Annotated in this window: 19 protein-coding genes; 4 read left to right on the top strand and 15 right to left on the bottom strand. The window is 71.1% G+C overall.

Annotated elements, in window-relative coordinates:
• Positions 1-1902, bottom strand: a complete 1902-nt coding sequence (locus BLW76_RS11780; protein WP_167384580.1) for an acetolactate synthase large subunit — start codon at positions 1900-1902, stop codon at positions 1-3.
• Between the two features lie 335 nt (positions 1903-2237).
• Between BLW76_RS11780 and BLW76_RS11775 the strand changes: the two genes are divergently transcribed.
• On the top strand, positions 2238-2669 hold the full coding sequence (locus tag BLW76_RS11775) for a PH domain-containing protein (RefSeq protein ID WP_208613270.1): 432 nt from the start codon (positions 2238-2240) through the stop codon (positions 2667-2669).
• An 81-nt stretch (positions 2670-2750) separates the two neighbouring features.
• Complete coding sequence (gene ilvD, locus BLW76_RS11770) at positions 2751-4595, top strand: dihydroxy-acid dehydratase (RefSeq protein WP_091306250.1); 1845 nt, start codon at positions 2751-2753, stop codon at positions 4593-4595.
• Positions 4596-4774: 179 nt separating this feature from the next.
• Here the strand turns inward: ilvD and BLW76_RS11765 are convergent, their stop codons facing one another.
• Complete coding sequence (locus BLW76_RS11765) at positions 4775-5350, bottom strand: DoxX family membrane protein (protein ID WP_091306248.1); 576 nt, start codon at positions 5348-5350, stop codon at positions 4775-4777.
• A gap of 37 nt (positions 5351-5387) precedes the next feature.
• Entirely contained in the window at positions 5388-6296 is a 909-nt protein-coding gene (locus tag BLW76_RS11760) for a 2-hydroxyacid dehydrogenase (protein WP_167384579.1), read from the bottom strand.
• A 65-nt stretch (positions 6297-6361) separates the two neighbouring features.
• Between BLW76_RS11760 and BLW76_RS11755 the strand changes: the two genes are divergently transcribed.
• Complete coding sequence (locus BLW76_RS11755; RefSeq protein ID WP_091306245.1) at positions 6362-7570, top strand: PQQ-dependent sugar dehydrogenase; 1209 nt, start codon at positions 6362-6364, stop codon at positions 7568-7570.
• A gap of 133 nt (positions 7571-7703) precedes the next feature.
• Here the strand turns inward: BLW76_RS11755 and BLW76_RS11750 are convergent, their stop codons facing one another.
• The 8 genes from BLW76_RS11750 to gatC all read right to left on the bottom strand — a co-directional run bounded on the left by BLW76_RS11750 (position 7704) and on the right by gatC (position 15681).
• Positions 7704-8846 (bottom strand): Gfo/Idh/MocA family protein, encoded by a 1143-nt coding sequence (locus BLW76_RS11750; RefSeq protein ID WP_091306244.1) that lies wholly within the window; start codon positions 8844-8846, stop codon positions 7704-7706.
• A complete protein-coding gene (locus BLW76_RS11745; protein ID WP_091306242.1) occupies positions 8843-9565 on the bottom strand; it encodes a cupin domain-containing protein in 723 nt (240 codons plus the stop codon). Before BLW76_RS11745 ends, BLW76_RS11750 begins: the two co-directional genes overlap by 4 nt.
• Positions 9562-10482: a DUF6807 domain-containing protein gene (locus BLW76_RS11740; protein ID WP_091306241.1), complete on the bottom strand. Its 921-nt coding sequence runs from the start codon at positions 10480-10482 to the stop codon at positions 9562-9564. The genes BLW76_RS11745 and BLW76_RS11740 overlap by 4 nt, the downstream gene beginning before the upstream one ends.
• Positions 10479-11573, bottom strand: coding sequence for a Gfo/Idh/MocA family protein (locus BLW76_RS11735; RefSeq protein WP_244170138.1), 1095 nt, complete (start codon positions 11571-11573; stop codon positions 10479-10481). The genes BLW76_RS11740 and BLW76_RS11735 overlap by 4 nt, the downstream gene beginning before the upstream one ends.
• 253 nt (positions 11574-11826) lie before the next feature.
• Entirely contained in the window at positions 11827-12357 is a 531-nt protein-coding gene (locus BLW76_RS11730; RefSeq protein WP_091306238.1) for a hypothetical protein, read from the bottom strand.
• 8 nt (positions 12358-12365) lie between these two features.
• On the bottom strand, positions 12366-13871 hold the full coding sequence (gene gatB / locus BLW76_RS11725) for an Asp-tRNA(Asn)/Glu-tRNA(Gln) amidotransferase subunit GatB (RefSeq protein ID WP_091306236.1): 1506 nt from the start codon (positions 13869-13871) through the stop codon (positions 12366-12368).
• On the bottom strand, positions 13868-15385 hold the full coding sequence (gene gatA, locus BLW76_RS11720; RefSeq protein ID WP_091306235.1) for an Asp-tRNA(Asn)/Glu-tRNA(Gln) amidotransferase subunit GatA: 1518 nt from the start codon (positions 15383-15385) through the stop codon (positions 13868-13870). The genes gatB and gatA overlap by 4 nt, the downstream gene beginning before the upstream one ends.
• Positions 15382-15681, bottom strand: coding sequence for an Asp-tRNA(Asn)/Glu-tRNA(Gln) amidotransferase subunit GatC (gatC, locus tag BLW76_RS11715; RefSeq protein ID WP_043780795.1), 300 nt, complete (start codon positions 15679-15681; stop codon positions 15382-15384). Before gatC ends, gatA begins: the two co-directional genes overlap by 4 nt.
• Positions 15682-15917: 236 nt before the next feature.
• On the opposite strand from gatC, the gene BLW76_RS11710 reads away from it, so the two are divergent.
• Positions 15918-16571 (top strand): ACT domain-containing protein, encoded by a 654-nt coding sequence (locus BLW76_RS11710; RefSeq protein WP_043781008.1) that lies wholly within the window; start codon positions 15918-15920, stop codon positions 16569-16571.
• 68 nt (positions 16572-16639) lie between these two features.
• Here the strand turns inward: BLW76_RS11710 and BLW76_RS11705 are convergent, their stop codons facing one another.
• From BLW76_RS11705 to BLW76_RS11690, 4 genes are all read right to left on the bottom strand, one after another.
• Entirely contained in the window at positions 16640-17134 is a 495-nt protein-coding gene (locus BLW76_RS11705) for a GNAT family N-acetyltransferase (RefSeq protein ID WP_091306233.1), read from the bottom strand.
• Positions 17127-19307 carry an NAD-dependent DNA ligase LigA gene (gene ligA, locus BLW76_RS11700; protein WP_091306232.1) on the bottom strand — a complete coding sequence of 727 codons (2181 nt, stop codon included), beginning with the start codon at positions 19305-19307 and terminating at the stop codon, positions 17127-17129. The genes BLW76_RS11705 and ligA overlap by 8 nt, the downstream gene beginning before the upstream one ends.
• A gap of 11 nt (positions 19308-19318) precedes the next feature.
• On the bottom strand, positions 19319-20023 hold the full coding sequence (locus tag BLW76_RS11695; protein WP_091306230.1) for a hypothetical protein: 705 nt from the start codon (positions 20021-20023) through the stop codon (positions 19319-19321).
• Positions 20024-20108: 85 nt separating this feature from the next.
• A complete protein-coding gene (locus BLW76_RS11690) occupies positions 20109-21146 on the bottom strand; it encodes a methionine synthase (RefSeq protein WP_091319301.1) in 1038 nt (345 codons plus the stop codon).
• Positions 21147-21242: the final 96 nt, after the last annotated feature.

Here is a 21242-nt window from a genome sequence, read left to right as displayed (position 1 = left end):
TCAGCGCTCACCCTCTCCGGTGGCTTCCGCGGCGACTGTGTCTTCCTTGATCGTCTCGACCGAGACCTCGTCGTCGTCGAACAGCGGCCGAATGCCCCGGACCGCCATGATCTCGTCGTTGCCGGTGCCCGCGGCGACCATCGGCCACACCTGGGCATCCTTCCCCACGACGAAGTCGATCACGACGGGGCGGTCGTTGATTTCCATCGCGCGGCGGATGGTGGCGTCGACGTCTTCCTTCGTCTCGCACCGCAGGCCGGCGCAGCCCAGCGCCTCGGCCAGCAGCACGAAGTCCGGGATGCGGTGCTTGTGCGTGCCGAGGTCGGTGTTGGAGTACCGCTCCGAGTAGAAGAGGTTCTGCCACTGCCGGACCATGCCCAGGTTGCCGTTGTTGATGACGGCGACCTTGATCGGCGCGCCCTCGATGGCGCAGGTGGCCAGCTCCTGGTTGGTCATCTGGAAGCAGCCGTCGCCGTCGATCGCCCACACCGGCTTGTCCGGCACGCCGAACTGCGCGCCCATCGCGGCGGGCACCGCGTAGCCCATGGTGCCGAGGCCGCCGGAGTTGATCCAGGTGCGCGGGTTCTCGTACTTGACGAACTGCGCGGCCCACATCTGGTGCTGGCCGACACCGGCGGCGTAGACGGCGTCCGGGCCGACGAGCTCGCCGATCCGCTCGATGACGTACTGCGGCGACAGCGAACCGTCGTCGGGCCACTCGTAACCGGCCGGGTAGGTCTTGCGCCAGTCGTCGGCCTGGGTCCACCAGTCGGCGAGGTCCGGCTTGCCGCCGTGCTCGAACTCCGTGGTGACGGCGGTGATCAGCTCGCCGATGATCTCCTTGCAGTCGCCCACGATCGGGACGTCGGCCTTGCGGTTCTTGGAGATCTCGGCCGGGTCGATGTCGGCGTGCACGATGGCGGCGTCCGGCGCGAACGAGGACAGCTGGCCGGTGACCCGGTCGTCGAACCGGGCACCGAGCGCGATCAGCAGGTCGGCGCGCTGCATCGCGGCGACCGCGGCGACCGAGCCGTGCATGCCCGGCATGCCGAGGTGCTGCGGGTGCGAGTCGGGGAACGCGCCGCGCGCCATCAGCGTGGTGACGACGGGGATGTTCGTCAGCTCGGCGAGCTGCTTCAGCTGCTCGTGCGCCTCGGCCTTGATGACACCGCCGCCGACGTAGAGCACCGGGCGCCGCGACTTCGCGATCAGCTTCGCGGCTTCGCGGACCTGCTTGCCGTGCGGGCGCAGCGTCGGGCGGTAACCCGGGAGGCGCAGCTCCGTCGGCCAGGAGAACGAGGTCATCTCCTGCAGCACGTCCTTGGGGATGTCCACCAGGACCGGGCCGGGCCGGCCGGTCGCGGCGAGGTGGAACGCCTCGGCGATGGTCCGCGGGATGTCCGCGGGGTCCGTGACGAGGAAGTTGTGCTTGGTGATCGGCATGGTGATGCCGCAGATGTCGGCTTCCTGGAACGCGTCGGTGCCGATCAGCGCGCGGGACTGCTGGCCGGTGATGGCCACCACCGGGACCGAGTCCATGTTCGCGTCGGCGAGCGGGGTGACCAGGTTGGTCGCGCCCGGGCCCGACGTCGCCATGCAGACGCCGACCTTGCCGGTGGCCTGCGCGTACCCGGTGGCGGCGTGGCCGGCGCCCTGCTCGTGGCGGACCAGGACGTGGCGGACCTTCGTCGAGTCGAGCAGCGGGTCGTAGGCGGGCAGGATGGTACCGCCCGGAATCCCGAAGACCACCTCGGCGCCGACGGCCTCGAGCGAGCGCACGAGGGACTGCGCGCCGGTGACGCGCACCGGCGTTCCCGCCGGTGGGGCCGGCTTCGGACGTGCTCCGGGCGTTCCGGGCGTCGGCCCGGGCTTCGCGTCGCTGCGCGACGTCGCACTGGTCATCGGATCTGCCTCGTGGGTCTCGGTGTCACTCGTTCGGGTCTTTTTGGAGCTCGATTGGTGCGGTGGGGCGGGGAATTGCTTCCCTAGGGCAACAAAAAACCCTCGCCGACCGTAAGGTCGCACGAGGGTTCGCGCGTCGACGCAGCGGAAAGTCTTCCCTAAGCGTCGACGCGCTTGGGAAGTACGAGGCCGGTCAGCGGTGTCACGGCGATGACGCTAGACCGAACGCCCCGCGGGTGTCAACTCTGCGGGATGGCGTGTCCGCATCGTGGACGTGGGTCACACCGGCGAGCCCCGGGTCCGAGCCGGCGGTGCGCGCGGTGCACCATTTCGGGGTGGCCGAAAAACAGCAGGACGAAGGCCGGAAGGCCGTCTTCCGCGTCCCCCGCACGTCCTTCATGGCGATCGCCCTCCTGACGATCTGCGTGACGCCGATCGCGCTCGGGGAGATCCCGTACCTGCAGTGGCTCTACGTCTTCCCGATCGCGCTGACGGTGTTCGTGATCCGCCACCGCACGGTCGCGACGCGCTCGGGGCTGGCGGTCCGCACGATGTTCGGCCACCGCGACATCCCGTGGTCGGCGCTGAAGGGGCTCGCGATCACGAAGAAGGCGCGCGTGCAGGCGGTGCTGCAGGACGACACGAAGGTGCCACTGCCGACCGTGCGGACCCGGCACCTGCCGGTGCTGTCGCTGGTCAGCGAGGGCCTGGTCGCGGACCCGAGCGGGCAGCTGGCCGCCGAGGACATCAAGCCGTCCGCCGAGTAACCCCGCGTCGGGCCGGGTGCGACCAGCCGCGTAAATTGGTAGGACCAGTTTCGCCGGCCACCCTTTGACCTGGGAGTTCCCGTGCCGCCTCTCCGTTCCCGGACCACCACCCACGGCCGCAACGCGGCGGGCGCGCGCTCGCTCTGGCGCGCCACGGGCATGACCGACAGCGACTTCGGCAAGCCGATCGTCGCGATCGCCAACTCCTACACGCAGTTCGTGCCGGGCCACGTGCACCTGAAGGACCTCGGCGAGATCGTCGCGGACGCGGTCAAGGAAGCGGGCGGCGTCGCGCGCGAGTTCCACACGATCGCCGTCGACGACGGCATCGCGATGGGCCACTCAGGCATGCTCTACTCGCTGCCTTCGCGCGAGATCATCGCCGACTCGGTGGAGTACATGGTCAACGCGCACCAGGCCGACGCCCTGGTGTGCATCTCCAACTGCGACAAGATCACCCCGGGCATGCTCAACGCGGCGATGCGCCTGAACATCCCGGTGGTGTTCGTCTCGGGCGGCCCGATGGAGGCAGGCAAGGCGGTCGTCGTCGGTGGCGTCGCCCAGGCCCCGACCGACCTGATCACGGCGATCGCGGCGTCGGCGAGCCCCGAGGTCGACGAGGACGGGCTGGCGGTCGTCGAGCGCTCGGCCTGCCCGACGTGCGGTTCGTGCTCCGGCATGTTCACGGCGAACTCGATGAACTGCCTCACCGAGGCCCTCGGCTTGTCGCTGCCGGGCAACGGCTCCACGCTGGCAACGCACGCGGCGCGGCGCGCGCTGTTCGAGGAGGCCGGCCGCACGGTCGTCGAGCTGTGCAAGCGCTGGTACGAGGAGGACGACGCCTCGGTCCTGCCGCGCTCGATCGCGTCGAAGGCGGCGTTCGAGAACGCGATGGCCCTCGACATGGCGATGGGCGGTTCGACGAACACGGTGCTGCACATCCTGGCGGCCGCCCAGGAGGGCGAGGTCGACTTCACGATCGCCGACATCGACGCGATCGGCCGCCGCGTGCCGTGCCTGTCGAAGGTGGCGCCGAACTCGGACTACCACATGGAGGACGTCCACCGCGCGGGCGGAATCCCGGCGATCCTGGGCGAGCTCTACCGCGGCGGCCTGCTCAACACGGACGTGTGGTCGGTGCACTCGCCGGATCTCTCGTCGTGGCTTTCTGCGTGGGACATCCGGGCCGCTTCGCCTTCTGCCGAGGCTCTGGAGCTCTTCCACGCGGCGCCGGGCGGGGTGCGCACGACGCAGGCGTTCTCGACGTCGAACCGCTGGTCGTCCCTGGACACCGACGCCGCGGAGGGCTGCATCCGCGACGTCGAGCACGCGTACACGAAGGACGGCGGCCTGGCGATCCTCCGCGGCAACCTCGCGGAGAACGGCGCGGTGATCAAGGCCGCGGGCATCGACGAGGACCTGTGGCACTTCGAGGGCCCGGCCCGCGTGCTGGAGAGCCAGGAGGAAGCGGTCTCGGCGATCTTGAAGAAGGAGATCCAGCCGGGCGAGGTCCTGGTGATCCGCTACGAGGGCCCGGCGGGCGGCCCGGGCATGCAGGAAATGCTCCACCCGACGGCATTCCTGAAGGGCTCAGGCCTCGGCAAGAAGTGCGCCCTGATCACGGACGGCCGCTTTTCGGGCGGCTCATCGGGCATTTCGGTGGGCCACATCTCCCCCGAGGCGGCGGCAGGCGGCCTGATCGGCCTGGTGGAGAACGGCGACCGGATCCTGTTGGACATCCACGAGCGCCGGCTGGAGCTGCTGGTGTCCCCGGAGATCCTGGCCGAGCGCCGCGCGAAGATGGAGGCATCGGAGCGCCCGTGGCAGCCGAAGGACCGCCAGCGCCCAGTGACGGCGGCCCTGCGCGCGTACGCCCGGATGGCAACATCGGCGGACACGGGCGCGGTGCGGGACGTGAACAAGTAGGTTTCGGCACTTTTCGAGGAGGCCGTCCCGGTTCGCCGGGGCGGCCTTTTCCTTGCCACCGCACCCCGGCCGCTCGGGGGACCCCCGATTTCAACGTTACTCGCGGCCACCGACAGTTCCGGCTCCTCGCACCGCAGTTGTCCACAACCGCGACCCGACCCGCCGAGTTGTCCCCAGCCCTACCGCGTCAAAACGATGACCACCACGGTCGCCGCGGCAGCCAACAACAACGACACCAGCCCCAACGGCAACGGCCGCTTCCGCCACGGAGTGTTCCGCTCCAGCGAAACCGTCCCCGCCCCGGTGAACAGCAGGCTCAACGCCACCGCCCCCAGCAGCAGCTCGAACTCGAACCCCTGCCCGGAACCCTCGAAGAACCCGCCGTGGAACTTCGCGTACACCGCGTTCGCCGCCACCCCGAGCAGCCCGGCCGCGGCCAGCGGCGTGAACAGCCCGACGATCACCAGCACCCCGCCGCCCACCTCGGTGATGCCCGTGATCCACGACAGCAGCGTCGTCTGCTTGTGGTAGCCGAACGTCTCCAGCACCCGCGCGAACCCGCCGATGCCCGGCCCGCCGAACAGGCCGAACAGGTGCTGCAGACCGTGCGCGCCCATGGTCACGCCGAGCGCCAGCCGCAGGATCAGCAGGCCGAAGCCGAGCCCGCCCTGCCGCGGCGTGTCGTCCGACCGATCGTCCTCGACGCCCGACAGGAGGCTGGTGGGCTGCTGCGAAAAGTCGTCTCCACTGCTCACCCGCGCAGGTTAGGGGAATCCCGCTGGCCTGGCGAGCTCAGTATTCGCCGTGCACCAGGTTGTCCGGCAGCTCCCCGCCGGCGTACCGCGCGATCTCGGCCGCGGCAACCGCATACGAACGCCCCCGGACCCCGCGCACCGCCCCGCCGACGTGCGGCGTCAGCAGCAAGCCCGGCACCGTCCACAGCGGGTGCCCGGCGGGCGGCGGCTCCGGGTCCGTGACGTCCAGGGCGGCCCGCAGCCGGCCCGTGGTCAGCTCGGCGACCAGAGCGCCGGTGTCCACGACGGCGCCGCGCGAGACGTTGACCAGCACCGCCCCGTCCCGCATCCGGGCCAGGAACTCCGCGTCCACCATCCCGCGCGTGCGGGACGTCAGCGGCACCATCAGCACCACGACGTCGTGCAGTTCGAGCAGCCCGGGCAGCTCGCGGACGCCGTGCACGCCCTCCCGCGCGGTCATCCCGACCATCGTGCAGCGCGCGTCGAACGGCTCCAGCCGCCGGCGCAGGTGCCGTCCGAGGTCGCCGGCGCCGATGACGAGCACGCGCTTGCCCTGCAGGGTGTCCGCCGTCTGCCGCTCCCAACGCCCTTCGCGCTGTGCCGCGGCGAAGACGTCCAGCTTCCGGTAGATCGACAGCAGCGCGGCGACGACCCACTCGGCGGTGCTCCCGCCGTGCGCGCCGCGGCAGGTGGAGAGCAGGACGCCGTCGGGCACCTTGCCGACCCAGTCCTCGGCGCCGGCGGACAGCAGCTGGATCAGCTTCAGGTTCGGCAGCACGCGCCACAGCTGCTCGCCCGGCGGGTGCTTGCCGGGGATCAGCACCTGCGCCTTCGCGGCCTCGGGCGGCACCGGCTCGCCCCACTGGTAGCGCACGGGCAGGACCCGCGGGACCTCGGCGAGCACGTTCATGCCCTCGTCGTCGGGCACCAGCACGGTCAGCGTCATGATCTCCAACGTAATCGAGGAGTACTCACCCATGGTTCACGCACCGGCGCCTAGGCTGGGGGATCATGCGCACCCGGTACCGCTCGGCCCTGCTGGCGATCTTGGCCTGCGGCGTCCTGCTGCCCGCGGGGTGTGCGCGGTTCGACGACACCGCGGCGGGCCAGACGTTCAGCCCCGCCCCCGTGCCGAGCCCCGAGTCGCCGCCGGAGGTCCAGGGCCCCGGCGCGGACTCCGGCAGCGACCCCAAGCAGGCGCGGCCCGGCCAGACGGCCGCGCCGGTGCCACCGCCGCAGGGCTGCAAGGACTTCGACCCGTCGGTGATCGCGACCTGCCTGGACACCGTCGCCGCGGTGGCCGGCCTGCCGGGTGACGGCTCGACGCCGAGCGCACTGGCCGGCGAGCGCAAGAGCGGCCGCGTCCTGCTCGCCACGGGCGGCAAGGACGCGACGGACTTCGCAAAGTTGGACGTCAAGGCGGACGGCGACGGCGGCCTGACCGGCCTCGCGCTCTCGCCGTCGTACGTCGAAGACCAGCTGGTGTTCGCCTACATCACGACCGCGACCGACAACCGCGTCGTGCGGTTCGCCCAGGGCCAGGCGCCGAAACCGGTGCTCACCGGCATCCCGAAGGGCGCGACGGGCAACCGCGGCACGATCGGCACCGACAACCGCGGCGCGTTGCTGGTCGCGACCGGCGACGCGGGCAACCCGAACGCCGCGGCCGACCCGAACTCCCTCGCCGGGAAGCTGCTGCGGATCGACACCTCCGGCAAGGCACCGGCGGGGAACCCGAACGGCTCGCTCGTGGTGGCGGCGGGCCTGCACGCGCCGGGCGGCGTGTGCGCGTCGGCCGACGGCGGCCGCGTCTGGGTCACCGACCGGCTCCCCGACAAGGACGCCCTCTACCGCGTGCAGGTGGGCCAGCCGCTGACGACGCCGGCGTGGACGTGGCCGGACAAGCCGGGTGTCGCGGGCTGCGCGGACTTCGTCGACGCCAACGGCGCGCTCTCGATCGGCACGTCGCTGGCCGGCAGCCTGCAGAACCTGCCGGTGGGTCCGGACGGCGCGATCAGCGGCAAGCCGACGGTGAGCCTCGACGGGAAGACCGGCAAACCGCCGGTCACGTACGGCCGGCTGGCCGGCATGAGCATGATCAACCCGCAGCTGGCGGTCGCGGGCACGGTCAACAAGGACGGCGGCGCCCCGGTCTCCAGCGACGACCGCGTCGTGCTGATCACCCCGGCCACCTCCGGCGGCGGCAACGGCAAGGACTGAACCCGCCGGCCGAACTTCGTCAGCGGGCTTCCGGGTGCCGGCCGATCACGCCGGCGCTACAAACCACCGCGTCGAGGCCCCCATGAGCTGGCCGGCTCCGGGCCGTCACCCGGAGCCGGGAAACCGGCCCGACTCAGGCCAGCGGCTTCAGCTCCACCCGCCGCCCTTCGGCCGACGACGTCAGCCCGGCCTCCGCCACCTGCAGCCCCCGGGCGGCCGAGAAGAAGTCGTACCGGTGCTGCCGCCCGGCGACGACGTCCCGCACGAACTCCTCCCACTGCGCCTTGAAGCCGTTGTCGAACTCGGCGTTGTCCGGCACTTCCTGCCACTGGTCGCGGAAGGGCTCGGTGGCCGGCAGGTCCGGGTTCCAGACCGGCTTCGGCGTCGCCGAGCGGTGCTGGACACGGCAGCGCCGCAACCCGGCGACCGCGCTGCCCTCGGTGCCGTCGACCTGGAACTCGACCAGCTCGTCACGGAAAACCCGCGTCGACCACGACGAGTTGATCTGCGCGATGACCCCCGACTCGAGCTCGAAGATGCCGTACGCGGCGTCGTCCGCTGTCGCCGCGTACGCCTCACCCTGCTCGTCCCAGCGGCGCGGGATGTGCGTCACCGCCTTCGCCGTCACCGCCGACACGCGGCCGAAGAGGTTCTCGAGCACGTAGTTCCAGTGGCAGAACATGTCGAGGACGATCCCGCCGCCGTCCTCGGCGCGGTAGTTCCAGCTCGGGCGCTGCGCCTCCTGCCAGTCGCCCTCGAAGACCCAGTAGCCGAATTCGCCGCGCACCGACAGGATCCGGCCGAAGAAGCCGCCGTCGACCAGTCGCCGCAGCTTCAGCAGCCCGGGCAGGAACAGCTTGTCGTGCACGACGCCGTGGCAGATCCCGGCGTCACGCGCCAGGCCGGCCAGCTCCAGCGCCGCGGGCAGCGTCTCGGCGAGCGGCTTCTCGGCGTAGATGTGCTTGCCCGCGGCGATCGCCGCCCGCACCGACGGCTCGCGCGCCGACGTCAGCTGCGCGTCGAAGTAGATGTCGACGTCCTGCAGCGCGGAATCGGCGTCGGTGGTCCACGCCGTGAGGCCGTGCCGGTCGGCGAGGTCCTTGAGTTTGGCGGCGCTGCGCCCGGCGAGGATCGGCTCGAGCTGCACGCGGCTGCCGTCCGGCAGGGCGACGCCGCCCTGCTCGCGGATCGCCAGGACTGACCGGAGCAGGTGCTGCCGGTAACCCATCCGGCCCGTCACCCCGTTGAGCAGCACTCCGATGCTGGACTGGTTCATCTCTGCAGGCCTTCCTGGTCGAGCGGGATGTCGTATTCGGTGCGGCGACCGCACATGCCGTAGCCATCCGGGTTCGACGGCGTCGCGACCCGCAGCCCGGACTCCTCGAGGTGGCTCCCGTCGCCGTCGGCGAGCGCCTTGAGGTGCGCACCGGTCAGCTCGGCGGCCCGCAACGCCCCGGCCCGCCAGCGCGGTACCCACTCTGCGACCTTCGGCGCGACGAGCGCGACGGCCGCCCGGTGGAACGCCCGCAGCGGCTCCGGATCGCCGTCCCGCAGCGCGTCACGCAGCGGCAGGTACCCGCGAATCGCCAGGTCACGGCGCTGTCGAGCGGCGTGGTCGGTTTTCGGCAACGCCGCGGCCTCGGCGTAGGCGGCCGGGTCGGCGAGCACGTCCGGCGGGAACGTGAAGACGGCGTCCCCCGCCTCCGGCAGCCCGCTGTTCTGCATGAGGACCGTGACGCGCAGGCCGTCGTCCTGCACCATCCGGTGCACGGTGCCGGGTGTGAACCACGCGACGACGCCGGCTTCCAGCGCCGTCTCGGCGTAACCGCCGGCGCTCAGTGTCTGGACTGCGCCCCGGCCGCCGGTGACGACGTAGGCCTCGGTGCAGGCGAGGTGGACGTGCGGGCTGCCGCCGCAGACGCCGTCCTCGGCGGCCCAGTCGTAGGCACGAAGGTGGGAGAGGCCGACGCCACCCGGGAGCGGAAAGTCGGTCATGACCAGCCGTGCCCGTCGAGGTAGCGGGTCACCCGGTCGCGGTCCCAGGCCCCGTCGGCGACGACGATCCGGTACCGGTAGGCGAAGCTCTCGCCCGGCGGCAGTTCGAATTCGTCAAAAAACGCCCACGAGAAGGCGACCATGGGCTGGTCCCCGGAGCGGACGAACCAGTGCGATTCGTGGATCGCCTTGTCGTTCTCGGGCGCGTGCGCGAAGAGGAGCGTCGAGTGCCCGTCGACGTCGTCGTGCTCGCCGACGAACGCGAGCCACGGCGCCTGCGCGCCCATCATCGCCTCGCCCTCGAGGTCGCCGGGCCCGAGCACCTGGCCGCCACCGAAGTCCCGCGGCCCTCGCCAGTGCAGGCCGGTGTAGCCGGCCAGCTCCCGACCGGCGGTGGTCGGGCTGCCGAACACGAGCGGGACGTCACGGACGTTGGTCAGCTCGATCGCCCAGTCAAGCGCCCAGGATCCGCCGTCCGGCTCGACGGAATGGACGGCGATGTCACGTCGCTCCCGAGCCCATTCTTCGCCGCCGTTGGCGACCCAGGTGAGGTTCTCGGTGAAGTTCAGCCGATCGTGTTCGACGGTGAAGGCAGCGAACTCGTCGTGCCGCATGGACCCGATCCGGTCGGGCAGGTCCTGGTACCAGTCGCCGGGGACGTAGGTGTGGCCGCCCCAGAAGTTCTGGCCGGACAGGTGGCTCGACGTCATCTGCAGGCCCTTGTGCCACCGGTGGTCGGCGGGCCGGTACCCGCTGACGGGCCGGCCGCCGAGGGTCCGCAGCGGGTGGACGTAGGGCTTGCGCGACTCGAAGGCCACCGGATCGGGCTTGTACACATAGGACATCAGCTCGACGCCGCCCGCCTCGACGGACACACGTTCGCCGTACCGGTGGGTCACCGTGATGGTCGCGCTCATCCGCGGCCTCCTGCCCGGTCGCCCGCCATGGAGCGGTAGAAGGGATCACCCGGCCCGATTTCCCCGCGGCGCACACCGAGCCCGGTGGCCGCGGACTTGTAGAGCGCGGCGATGAACTCGAGCACCCGCCGCCCGTCGTCCCCGCTGCACGGCGGCCGCCGCCCGGCTCGGAAGGCGGCGAGGATCGGCGTGAAGGCGGCGGCGTGCGAACTGCCGAGGTCGGCGGGCGGAGTGTGCCACCGTTCGACGGCCTCCCCGGCGACGTGCGGCGCCGGCGTGTAGCGCCAGTCCTTGACGCCGTGGCCGTAGAGGTGGGTGAGCTCCGCGGTGGCGCGTTCGCAGTCGATCCGGATCCGGCTCACCTCGTCCGGCGAGAGGACGCTGTTGACGACGGTCGCGAGCGCCCCCGACTCGAACCGGACCAGCGCGGTGGAGACGTCTTCGGTCTCGACGTCGTGCACCAGCCGGGCGGTCATCGCACGCACCTCGGCCCACTCGCCGAGCAGGTCGAGCAGCAGATCCATCTGGTGGATGCCATGCCCCATGGCCGGCCCGCCGCCCTCGGTCTCCCAGCGCCCGCGCCACGGCACCGCGTAGTAGGCGGCATCGCGGTACCAGGTGGTCTGGCAGTGCGCGACGAGCGGGCGTCCCAGTTCCCCACCGGCGAGCAACTCCCGGAAGTGCGCGGCGGCCGAACCGGACCGCTGCTGGTAGACGAAGGCGACATACGGCCCGCCGTCCCGTTCGGCAACGGTCATCTCGTCGTATTCGGCAAGCGACCGGCACGGCGGCTTCTCGCACCAGACCCACGCGCCGCTCTCGAGCGCCTGCTTGGTCTGCTCGACGTGCAGGCTCGGCGGCGTGCAGATCGAGACGAGGTCCGGTTCCTGCTCGGCGAGCAGAGCGCCGAGGTCGAGGTAGGGCTTGGCGTGGTCGGTTTCGGCACAAAAGGCGGCGACACGCGCCTCGTCGACGTCGACGGCAGCCACGATGTCGACGTCCTCGCGATGAGCCTCGTATGCGGTCCGGTGGCTTTCCGCGATGGCGCCGGTTCCGACGACGGCCACCCGCAAGCGCTTTCCCACGGCCACCCGGTCTCCCTCCTCGGCTCCGGCGCCCCAGCAGCACCGATCCGCGCCGCCCGTCCGCCACGGGGGACGGCGACCTCAACGGCCGGGCTGCGCCTCTCCGACCGTTCCAGAAAGCGCTTTCTCATGCAACGGGCGACGGCGATGTCAACGTTGTCAACGACCGCGATCCACCGGTCGGACGCCCCGGGCACCCGGTCGGAAATTCTCCCGCGGCAGGACTCTTACCGAAGCACCCGGACGGCGCCCGCGAAGATCAAGAGCTCTTGCTGCGGCTCTTCCGCGACTGCCGGCTCTCGGCCCGCATGGCCCGCACGTCCAAGAAAGCGACAACGCCGGACACCAGCGCCGCGAACAACCCGAAGAACCGGCCGAAGCCCGGTCCGATGGCGACCCCGGCCGCCTCGAAGATGCCGCGCTGGTCGGCGTCGAACTCCCAGTCCAAGGTCAGCCAGCCCAGCGCCATCAGCAGCAGCGACGCCGCGGCGACGACCAGCCACAGGTGCGGCAGGCCGCTGACCCGCAGGTTCCGGATTCGCCCGAAAAAGACCACGGCCAACCCGGCCAGCAGCAACGGCAGCGGCGGGCACCAGGCGAAGAAGCTCGAGTGCCACGCGTCCCGGACGACGTCACTCTGCGGCAGCTGCGCGAGGATGTCCTCGATGTCCGGCTTGGTGGCCGTCAGCGTGATCCACGGCAGGAACGTCGAGCCCAGCGCGAGCAGCCCGGCCGCCAGGCCGAGCCACTCGCGCCAGGTGACGCTTTTGACGGAAAACGGCTGTGTCATGAAAACGGTCAGGAACCGACACGCTCGATGATCAGCTCACGGACCCGCTTGGCATCGGCCTGCCCCTTGGTCGCCTTCATGACCGCACCGACGATCGCCCCCGCCGCGGCGACCTTCCCGCCGCGGATCTTGTCCGCGACGTCCGGCTGCGCCGCGAGGGCCTCGTCGATCGCGGCGAGCAGCGCCGAGTCGTCCGAGACGACCTTCAGCCCGCGCTTCTCGACGACCTCGCGCGGCTCACCCTCGCCGGCGAGCACGCCCTGGACGACCTCTTTGGCGAGCTTGTTCGTCAGCTCGCCGGACGTCACCAGCCCGATCACCTCGGCCACCTGGCCCGGGGTGATCGCCAGCTCGGCCAGCTCCACCTCGCGGGCGTTGGCTTCCTGAGCCAGGGTGTTGACCCACCAGCCCCGGGCGTCATCCGGCGACGCACCGGCCTCGACGGTCGCCGCGACGAGGTCGACGGCGCCGACGTTCAGCAGGTCACGCAGGGCTTCGTCGGAAAGTGACCATTCCTGCTGGATCCGCTTCCGCCGCTCCTCGGGCATCTCCGGCAGCGTCCCGCGCAGCTGTTCGACCCACTCGCGCGACGGCGCGATCGGGACCAGATCGGGCTCCGGGAAGTACCGGTAGTCCTCCGCGGTCTCCTTGGTCCGGCCCGACGACGTGGTGCCGTCGGCCTCCTGGAAGTGCCGCGTCTCCTGCTTGATCGAACCGCCCTCGGCGAGGATCGCGGCCTGCCGCGTCATCTCGTAGCGGACGGCGCGCTCGACGCTGCGCAGCGAGTTGACGTTCTTCGTCTCGGTCCGCGTCCCGAACTCGGTCGCGTCCTTGGCCATCAGCGAGACGTTCGCGTCGCACCGCAGCGAGCCCTGGTCCATCCGGACGTCGGACACGTCGAGCGCGCGAAGCAGGTCACGCAGCGCGCTCACGTACGCCCGCGCGACCTCGGGCGCCCGCGCACCGGTGCCCTCGATCGGCTTCGTCACGATTTCGATCAGGGGGACGCCGGCCCGGTTGTAGTCGAGCAGCGAGTGCTCGGCGCCGTGGATCCGCCCGGTGGCGCCACCGACGTGCAGCGACTTGCCGGTGTCCTCCTCCATGTGCGCGCGCTCGATCTCCACGCGCACGACCTCGCCGTCGTCGAGCGTGACGTCGAGGTAGCCGTTGAAGGCGATCGGCTCGTCGTACTGCGACGTCTGGAAGTTCTTCGGCATGTCCGGGTAGAAGTAGTTCTTCCGGGCGAACCGGCACCACTCGGCGATCTCGCAGTTCAGCGCCAGGCCGATCCGGATCGCGCCCTCGACGGCCTTGCCGTTGACGGCCGGCAGCGCCCCGGGCAGCCCCAGGCAGGTCGGGCAGACCTTGGTGTTCGGCTCGCCGCCGAACTCGTTCGGGCAGCCGCAGAACATCTTCGTGTTCGTGTTCAGCTCGACGTGCACCTCGAGCCCGAGCACCGGGTCGAACCGCTCGACGACGTCGGCGTAGTCCATCAACTCGGCCACGGCAGTCACTTCGTTCCTCCCAGCTCCGGGACCTTGTGGATGAGCGCCCCGCCGGCCGTGGCGTCACGGGCGGCCTCGTAGGCGGCGCCGACCCGGTAGAGCCGGTCGTCGGCGAGGGCCGGGGCCATGATCTGCAGCCCGACCGGCAGGCCGTCCTCGTCGGACAGCCCGCTCGGCACGCTCATGGCGGCGTTGCCGGCGAGGTTCGACGGGATCGTGCACAGGTCGGCGAGGTACATCGCCATCGGGTCGTCGACACGCTCGCCGATCTTGAACGCCGTGGTCGGCGTCGTGGGCGAAACGAGGACATCGACGTGCTCGAAGGCGGCGTCGAAGTCGCGCGTGATCAACGTGCGCACCTTCTGCGCCGAACCGTAGTAAGCGTCGTAGTAGCCGGACGACAACGCGTAGGTGCCCAGCATGATCCGCCGCTTGACCTCGGCGCCGAAGCCCTTCTCGCGGGTGAGCGACATGACCTCTTCGGCGCTGTGCGTGCCGTCGTCGGCGACGCGCAGGCCGTAGCGCATGGCGTCGAACCGCGCGAGGTTCGACGAGCACTCGCTCGGCGCGATCAGGTAGTACGCGGGCAGCGCGTAGACGAAATTCGGACAAGACACCTCGACGACGTCCGCACCGAGCGCCCGCAGCTGCTCGACCGCGGCCTGGAACGACCGCAGCACGCCCGGCTGGTAGCCATCCCCGCCGAACTCCTTCACGACGCCGACCCGGACGCCCTTCAGGTCACCGTTCGCACCCTGGCGCGCGGCGGCGACGACCGGTGGCACCGGCGCGTCGATGGAGGTCGAGTCCCGCGGGTCGTACCCGGCGATGACCTCGTGCAGCAGGGCGGCGTCGAGCACCGTCCGCGCACAGGGCCCGGCCTGGTCGAGCGATGACGAAAAAGCGACCAGCCCGTACCGCGACACCCCGCCGTAGGTCGGCTTGACCCCGACGGTCCCGGTCACGGCCCCCGGCTGCCGGATCGACCCGCCGGTGTCGGTGCCGATGGCGATGGCGGCCTCGAACGCCGCGATCGACGCCGACGAGCCACCACCCGACCCGCCCGGGATGCGGGCGTGGTCCCACGGGTTGTGCGTCGGGCCGTACGCGGAGTTCTCGGTCGAGGACCCCATGGCGAACTCGTCCATGTTGGTCTTGCCGAGGATGACGACACCGGCCTCGCGCAGCTTGCGCGTCACGGTGGCGTCGTACGGCGGGATCCAGCCTTCGAGCGTTTTCGAACCACAGGTTGTCGGCACGCCCTCGGTGGTCAGCACGTCCTTGAGCGCGAGCGGCACGCCGGCCAGCGGCGACGCCGGTGCCTTGCCCTCCGCGATCCCCTCGTCGACCTTCTTGGCCGCGGCCAGCGCACCCTCGGTGTCGACGTGCAGGAACGCGTGGATGTGGTCGTCGACCTCGGCGATCCGGTCCAGGTGGGCCTGCGCGACCTCGACCGCGGACACCTCACGCGCGTGGATCTTGCCCGCCAGCTCGGCGGCGGTCAGCTTGATGAGCTCGGTCACTGCTCTTCCCCCAGGATCCGCGGCACCCGGAAACGGCCCTCTTCGGCGGCCGGCGCCCCGGCCAGCGCCTGCTGCTGCGTGAGCCCGGGGACGACAACGTCCTGTCGGAAGACGTTCGTCAGCGGCACGGCGTGCGACGTGGGCGGCACGTCGGCGGCGGCGACCTCGCTCACCTTGGCCACCGAGTCCAGGATCTGGTCGAGCTGGCCGGCGAAGACGTCGATTTCGTCGTCGGTCACGGCCAGCCTGGCCAGCTTCGCGAGGTGCGCGACCTCGTCTCGGGAAATGTTGGGCACGCGGGTGACTCCCGGGTTGTGCTGTGCGGGTTGTCTCGGAAGCTGCAAGTCTATGGTGACGGCGCGGGCGCACTCGACTGGGTTACGCCCGGCGCAGGCCGGCTGCCGTCCGGCGACGCTCACATCCCGCCCGGCGGACAGCAGGTCCCGCGGGCCGGGCGGGTCTGTCACAATCGGCGACCGGCATCGAGCGTCCCACGGCAAGGCTGGGACGCCAGAGGCGAGAGGGGCGCGTGGTGTCGTTCCTGATCCGGGTCCTCCTTCCGGACAGCCCGGGGACCCTCGGCGCGGTCGCCACGGCGCTCGGCACGGTCGGCGCCGACATCCTCAGCGTGGACGTCGTCGAGCGCGGCAGCGGAGTCGCGGTCGACGACCTGGTGGTCGAGCTCCCGTCGGGCCGCCTGCCCGACGCGCTGATCACGGCGGCGGAAAGCGTCGAGGGTGTCGAAGTGGACGCGGTCCGTCCGTACGCGGGCGTCCTGGACACGCATCGCGAGCTCGAGCTCGTCGAGGAAATCGCCGCGCAGCCGAAGTCCGGCCTCGACATCCTCGCCGAGGGCGTTCCCCGCATCGTGCGCGCCGGCTGGGCGATGATCGTCGAGCACTCCGAGACCGGCGCGGTCCGGCTGGCGTCGTCCAGCGCGGCCCCGGAGACCCCGATCACCGACCTGCCGTGGCTGCCGCTGGAACGTGCGACCGTTCTCGACAGCGAAGAGGCCTGGATCCCGGAGACGTGGAAGGAGCTCGGCACCGAGCTGGCCGCGACCCCGCTCGGCAAGCCGGGCAAGGCCCTGCTGGTCGCCCGCCCCGGCGGCCCGAACTTCCGCGCCGCCGAGGTCGCCCGGCTCGCCCACCTCGCCGGCATCGTCGCGGTCGTCCTCGACGGCTAGCGAGAAACCCGCAACATCGCCGAAGGGACGAGCCCGTGCGGGCTCGTCCCTTTTCGACAACGCCCAGGTCAGACGTCGATCTGATAGGCGATCAGGCTGACGTGCGGGAACGGCCGCCAGTCCCGCTCCGGCAGGCGCGCGAACCCGAGGCGCTCGTAGAGCCGATGCGCGCTGTGCATCCGGTCGAGGCTGCTCAGCACCACCTTCGGGAGCCCCAACGCGCGAGCGCGGTCGAACACGGCCTTGATCAAGGCCTCGCCGACCCCACGGCCCCGCGCCGGCGGCGCCACCGCCAGCATCCGGAACTCCAGCTCGCCCGGGCGCGAAATCTCGGCGTACCCGGACCCGGGGTGCACGATGGTCACCGTGCCGAGCACCTCCCCCGTCCCGTCCACCGCGACGAGGACCTCGGCCTCCCCGACCCGCCGCGCGACGTCACGCAGCACCGCGTCGTAGCCGACGTCGGCGGCCAGGTGACCGTCGGCGTCATACGCCAGCACCGTGACCTCGCCCGCCGCGGCGTACTCCTCGGGCCGCGGCGGTCGGATCTCGACATTACTCATCCGTTCCCCCAGTCTCGTCTTCGGCGGTCTCGTCGCCGGCCGGCAGCGCCACCTCCCGCGCCGCGTCGGGGCCCTGCTCCAGCAGGACCCGGAAGCCGGCTTCGTCGAGCACCGGCACCTTGAGCTGAACCGCCTTGTCGTATTTCGAACCAGGCGAGTCGCCGACGACGACGAACGCGGTCTTCTTCGACACCGACCCGGCGGCCTTGCCGCCGCGGGCCATGACGACCTCCTTGGCCTCGTCGCGGGAGAAGCCCTCGAGCGAGCCCGTCACCACGATCGACAGCCCCTCGAGGTGGCGCGGGATCGACTCGTCGCGCTCCTCCTCCATCCGCACGCCGGCACGTCGCCACTTTTCGACAATCTCCCGGTGCCAAGCGACGTCGAACCACTCCTGCGTCGCGTGGGCGATGGTCGGGCCGACGCCGTCGACCGCCGAAAGCTCCTCCTCGGTGGCCTGCTCGATCCGTTCGATCGAACCGAACTCGCGGGCCAGCGCCTGCGCCGCGGTCGGCCCGACGTGCCGGATCGACAGGGCGACGAGCACCTTCCACAACGGCCGGTCCTTCGCCGCGTCGAGGTTGGCGAGCAGCTTCCGCGCGTTCGCCGACAACTCGCCGGCTTTGGTGCGAAACAGCTCGACCTCGGCAAGGCTGTCCTCGTTGAGGTCGAAGACGTCGCCCTCGTCGGCGACCACCCGCGCGTCGAGCAGCGCCACCGCCGCCTCGTACCCGAGGACCTCGATGTCGAACGCGCCGCGCCCGGCCAGGTGGAAGAGGCGCTCCCGCAGCTGCGCGGGGCAGAACCGGGTGTTCGGGCAGCGGATGTCCTTGTCGCCTTCCTTCTGGTAGGCGAGCTCCGTGCCGCATTCCGGGCAGTGCGTGGGCATGACGAACTCGCGCTCGTCGCCCGTGCGCGCGTCCACCACCGGCCCGAGGACCTCGGGGATGACGTCGCCGGCCTTCCGGATGACGATCCGGTCGCCGATGAGCACCCCCTTGCGCTTGACCTCCTCCTGGTTGTGGAGGGTGGCCCTGGCCACGGTCGACCCGGCGACGGTGACCGGCTCGGTGACCGCGAACGGGGTCACCCGTCCGGTCCGCCCAACGCCGACCTGGATGTCCAGCAGCGTGGTGATCGCCTCTTCCGGCGGGTACTTGTACGCGATCGCCCAGCGAGGCGCGCGCGACGTCGTACCCAGCCGCCGCTGGAGGGTCACCTGGTCGACCTTGATGACCACGCCGTCGATCTCGTGCTCGGCGTCGTGCCGGTGCTCGCCCCAGTAGGCGATGTGCGCGGTCAGTTCGTCGGCCGAGGTCAGGACCTTGCTGTGCGGCGACACCGGCAGCCCCCACGCGGCCAGCGCGTCGTACGCCTCCGACTGGCGCTGGGGCTCGAACCCTTCGCGCTTGCCGAGCCCGTGGCAGATCAGCCGCAGCCGGCGCTCGCGCGTGATCTTGGGATCCTTCTGCCTCAGCGAGCCGGCCGCGGTATTGCGCGGATTCGCGTACGGCGGCTTGCCGGCTTCGACCATCTTCGCGTTCAGCTCGAGGAAGTCTTCGACGCGGAAGAAGACCTCGCCACGCACCTCGACCAGGGCAGGTACCGGAAACTGATCGGTGCCGGTCAGTGTCTGGGGCACCTGGTCGAGCGTCCGAACGTTGAGCGTGACGTCCTCGCCCGTCCTGCCGTCGCCGCGCGTGAGCGCCCGGGTCAGGTGGCCGTGTTCGTACAGCAGGTTGATCGCCAGGCCGTCGATCTTCAGCTCGGCCAGGAACTCGGTGCGCCCGACCTCCTTCTCGACGCGTTCCACCCACGCCAGGAACTCGTCCCGGTCGAACACGTTGTCCAGGCTGAGCATGCGCTCGAGGTGGTCGTGCGCGGTGAACTCGGTCGAGAACGTGCCGCCGACCCGCTGGGTCGGCGATTCGGGCGTGACCAGCGCCGGGTGCTCGTCCTCGAGCCGCTGCAGTTCGCCCAGCAGCTCGTCGAACTGCCCGTCGGAGATGATCGGCGAGTCCAGGACGTAGTAGCGGAACTGGTGGTCGCGCAGTTCCTCGGCGAGGGCGTTGTGCCGCTCGCGCACGTCGGCCGGAACGTCGGCGACGTCCTCCGCGGCCACCGGGGAGTCGACCGCCGCGACCTGATCCTGGGGAAGTTCGGTGCTGCTCACGGGTGGTAACCCTAGTCGGCGGTACCGACAATCTCGTCCGGTCCGCCGTCCAGTCCGCGGACCAGTTCGCGGAACTCCAGAAGGGTGATGGCCCCGGCCGGTTCGGCCTCCGCTGTCTCGACGCGCCGTAACCGTTCGGCGGCGAGCCGTTCACCCAATGTCGCGTCGAGCGGCAAGAACGTCATGGTCCGCCGGGTGGCCTCGTCGAGGTCGCCGAAGCGAGGGTGGAAGACGGCGACGTCGACCACGTGCTCGTCGTCGTCCACCTGAGCGACGACCCGGACATCGGCCAGGGCGATGCGGTGCTCGCCGAGGTTCACGGTGACCTCGGTCGGATCCGGCACCGGCGGGACCGAGTCGTGGTACTCCCAGATCGCGTCGTCCGGCGGCGCGGCGGCCCGCCAGGCGTCGGTGAACGGCCGGACCTCGGGGTCTTCCTGACCGGTGACGACCAGCGCGTAGATCGCCTGGCGACCACGCTCCAGCGAAAAGTGCAGCCGCGGGTGCAACGCCTCGACGAGCTGGCACAGCTCGTGCTCGACCCGATGTGGCTCACCCTCGCCCAGTGCCGCGCTGACCATCGGGAGCAGCTCGAACCAGCCGTGCCAGAACGCCTCCGCGGCGGCCGCCGGATCGTCCGGAACGGGCTGCTCGGGCCACGCGGTGCGCGGATCGGGCGGGTCGGCAGCGGTGCTCTTTCGACGGAAAAGACGCATGGTTTCGGGTGGTCCTCGTTCAGTCGGCTACCCCGACAACGCTACTTGCCGGCCGAGGCGGAAGTCGGCGAGTTGCCGGATTCCGTCACCAGCCTTCCGGCGGCTCCACGAAGGCTTTGCCGAGGTCCCGCGTCAGCGACAGGGCGCGGCGCATCCATTCGGGCGTCGCGCCGGCGAGGCCGCAGGCGGGTGTCGGCACGGCCCGTTCGGCCAGGACGCTGCGGTTGAAGCCGAGCCGGTCGGCCAGCCGGAACGCCGGCTCGCCGACGTCCTTCAGAGTTGGCGAACCACCCGGCGCTGTGGCCGGAACCGCGCCCAGGAACAGCGTTGCCCCGCCGTCCCACACTTCGCCGATCTCGTCGAGGAACGCCGCAGAAGCACCGTCGAGCGCGGCGATATCGAAGGCCAGGGCATCCGCACCCGCCTCACGCAGCATGCCCAGAGGCGGTTTTGCCGCGCAGCAGTGCAGGATCACCGGGCGGTCGGTGATCCGCCGGGCGCCGTCGATCACGGTGGTGAGCAGCTGGCGGGCCTCGGGCTCCGGCACCGCCGGGACGCTCCCGTAGCCGGACGGCGTCGACAGACCGCCGGCCAGGACCGCGGGCAAGGACGGCTCGTCGAACTGGACGACGACCGGCGCGCCGGTCCTGGCCTGCACTTCCGCGACGTGCCCGGCCAGACCGTCCAACAGCGACGACGTGAAGTCCCGCAATGCCCCGCGATCGGTCAGCACCCGATGCCCACGGGGCAGCTCGATCCCCGCGCCGAGCGTCCACGGCCCGGCCAGCTGGACCTTGAACACCGGCGGGGTGACCCCGGCCTTCTCCCGCGCCTCCTGCACGGCGTCGAGATCCCAGCGAAGCAGATCGACAGCCCGACGGTGCTCGTGTCCGGGCCGGGACGCAACGCGGTAGCCGCTCGGCACGACGTCGACGGCCAGGTCGACGAGCAGCGCGGCCGTCCGGCCCAGCATGTCCGCCCCAACCCCGCGGGCCGGCAGCTCGGGCAGATGCGGAAAGTCGGGCAGCTCACCGAACACGACGGCGGCTGCTTCGGCGGGATCATTGCCCGGCATCGAACCGATCGCCGTCGCGGCTCCGCTGGGCCAGATTCGCTCACTCACGACCACCGATTCTGGTCGACCCCCGAGTGCGAGCCCCGCCCGGGGCGCCGAGATGCGGACATATACCGCATTTCCCTTCAGTGGCACCATGAACGG

It is taken from the genome of Amycolatopsis tolypomycina, assembly GCF_900105945.1.
Taxonomy (GTDB): Bacteria; Actinomycetota; Actinomycetes; order Mycobacteriales; family Pseudonocardiaceae; genus Amycolatopsis; species Amycolatopsis tolypomycina.
Note: the sequence above shows the minus strand (reverse complement) of the source record. Positions and strands in the feature narration are given on the sequence as shown.

Coding starts and splice junctions, on each gene's coding strand:
- BLW76_RS11745 (WP_091306242.1), bottom strand. CDS start 9,565: ATGACCGACTTTCCGCTCCCGGGTGGCGTCGGCCTCTCCCACCTTCGT.
- BLW76_RS11695 (WP_091306230.1), bottom strand. CDS start 20,023: ATGCGTCTTTTCCGTCGAAAGAGCACCGCTGCCGACCCGCCCGATCCG.
- BLW76_RS11705 (WP_091306233.1), bottom strand. CDS start 17,134: ATGAGTAATGTCGAGATCCGACCGCCGCGGCCCGAGGAGTACGCCGCG.
- BLW76_RS11780 (WP_167384580.1), bottom strand. CDS start 1,902: ATGACCAGTGCGACGTCGCGCAGCGACGCGAAGCCCGGGCCGACGCCC.
- BLW76_RS11750 (WP_091306244.1), bottom strand. CDS start 8,846: ATGAACCAGTCCAGCATCGGAGTGCTGCTCAACGGGGTGACGGGCCGG.
- BLW76_RS11760 (WP_167384579.1), bottom strand. CDS start 6,296: ATGACGCTGACCGTGCTGGTGCCCGACGACGAGGGCATGAACGTGCTC.
- BLW76_RS11755 (WP_091306245.1), top strand. CDS start 6,362: ATGCGCACCCGGTACCGCTCGGCCCTGCTGGCGATCTTGGCCTGCGGC.
- BLW76_RS11740 (WP_091306241.1), bottom strand. CDS start 10,482: ATGAGCGCGACCATCACGGTGACCCACCGGTACGGCGAACGTGTGTCC.
- BLW76_RS11730 (WP_091306238.1), bottom strand. CDS start 12,357: ATGACACAGCCGTTTTCCGTCAAAAGCGTCACCTGGCGCGAGTGGCTC.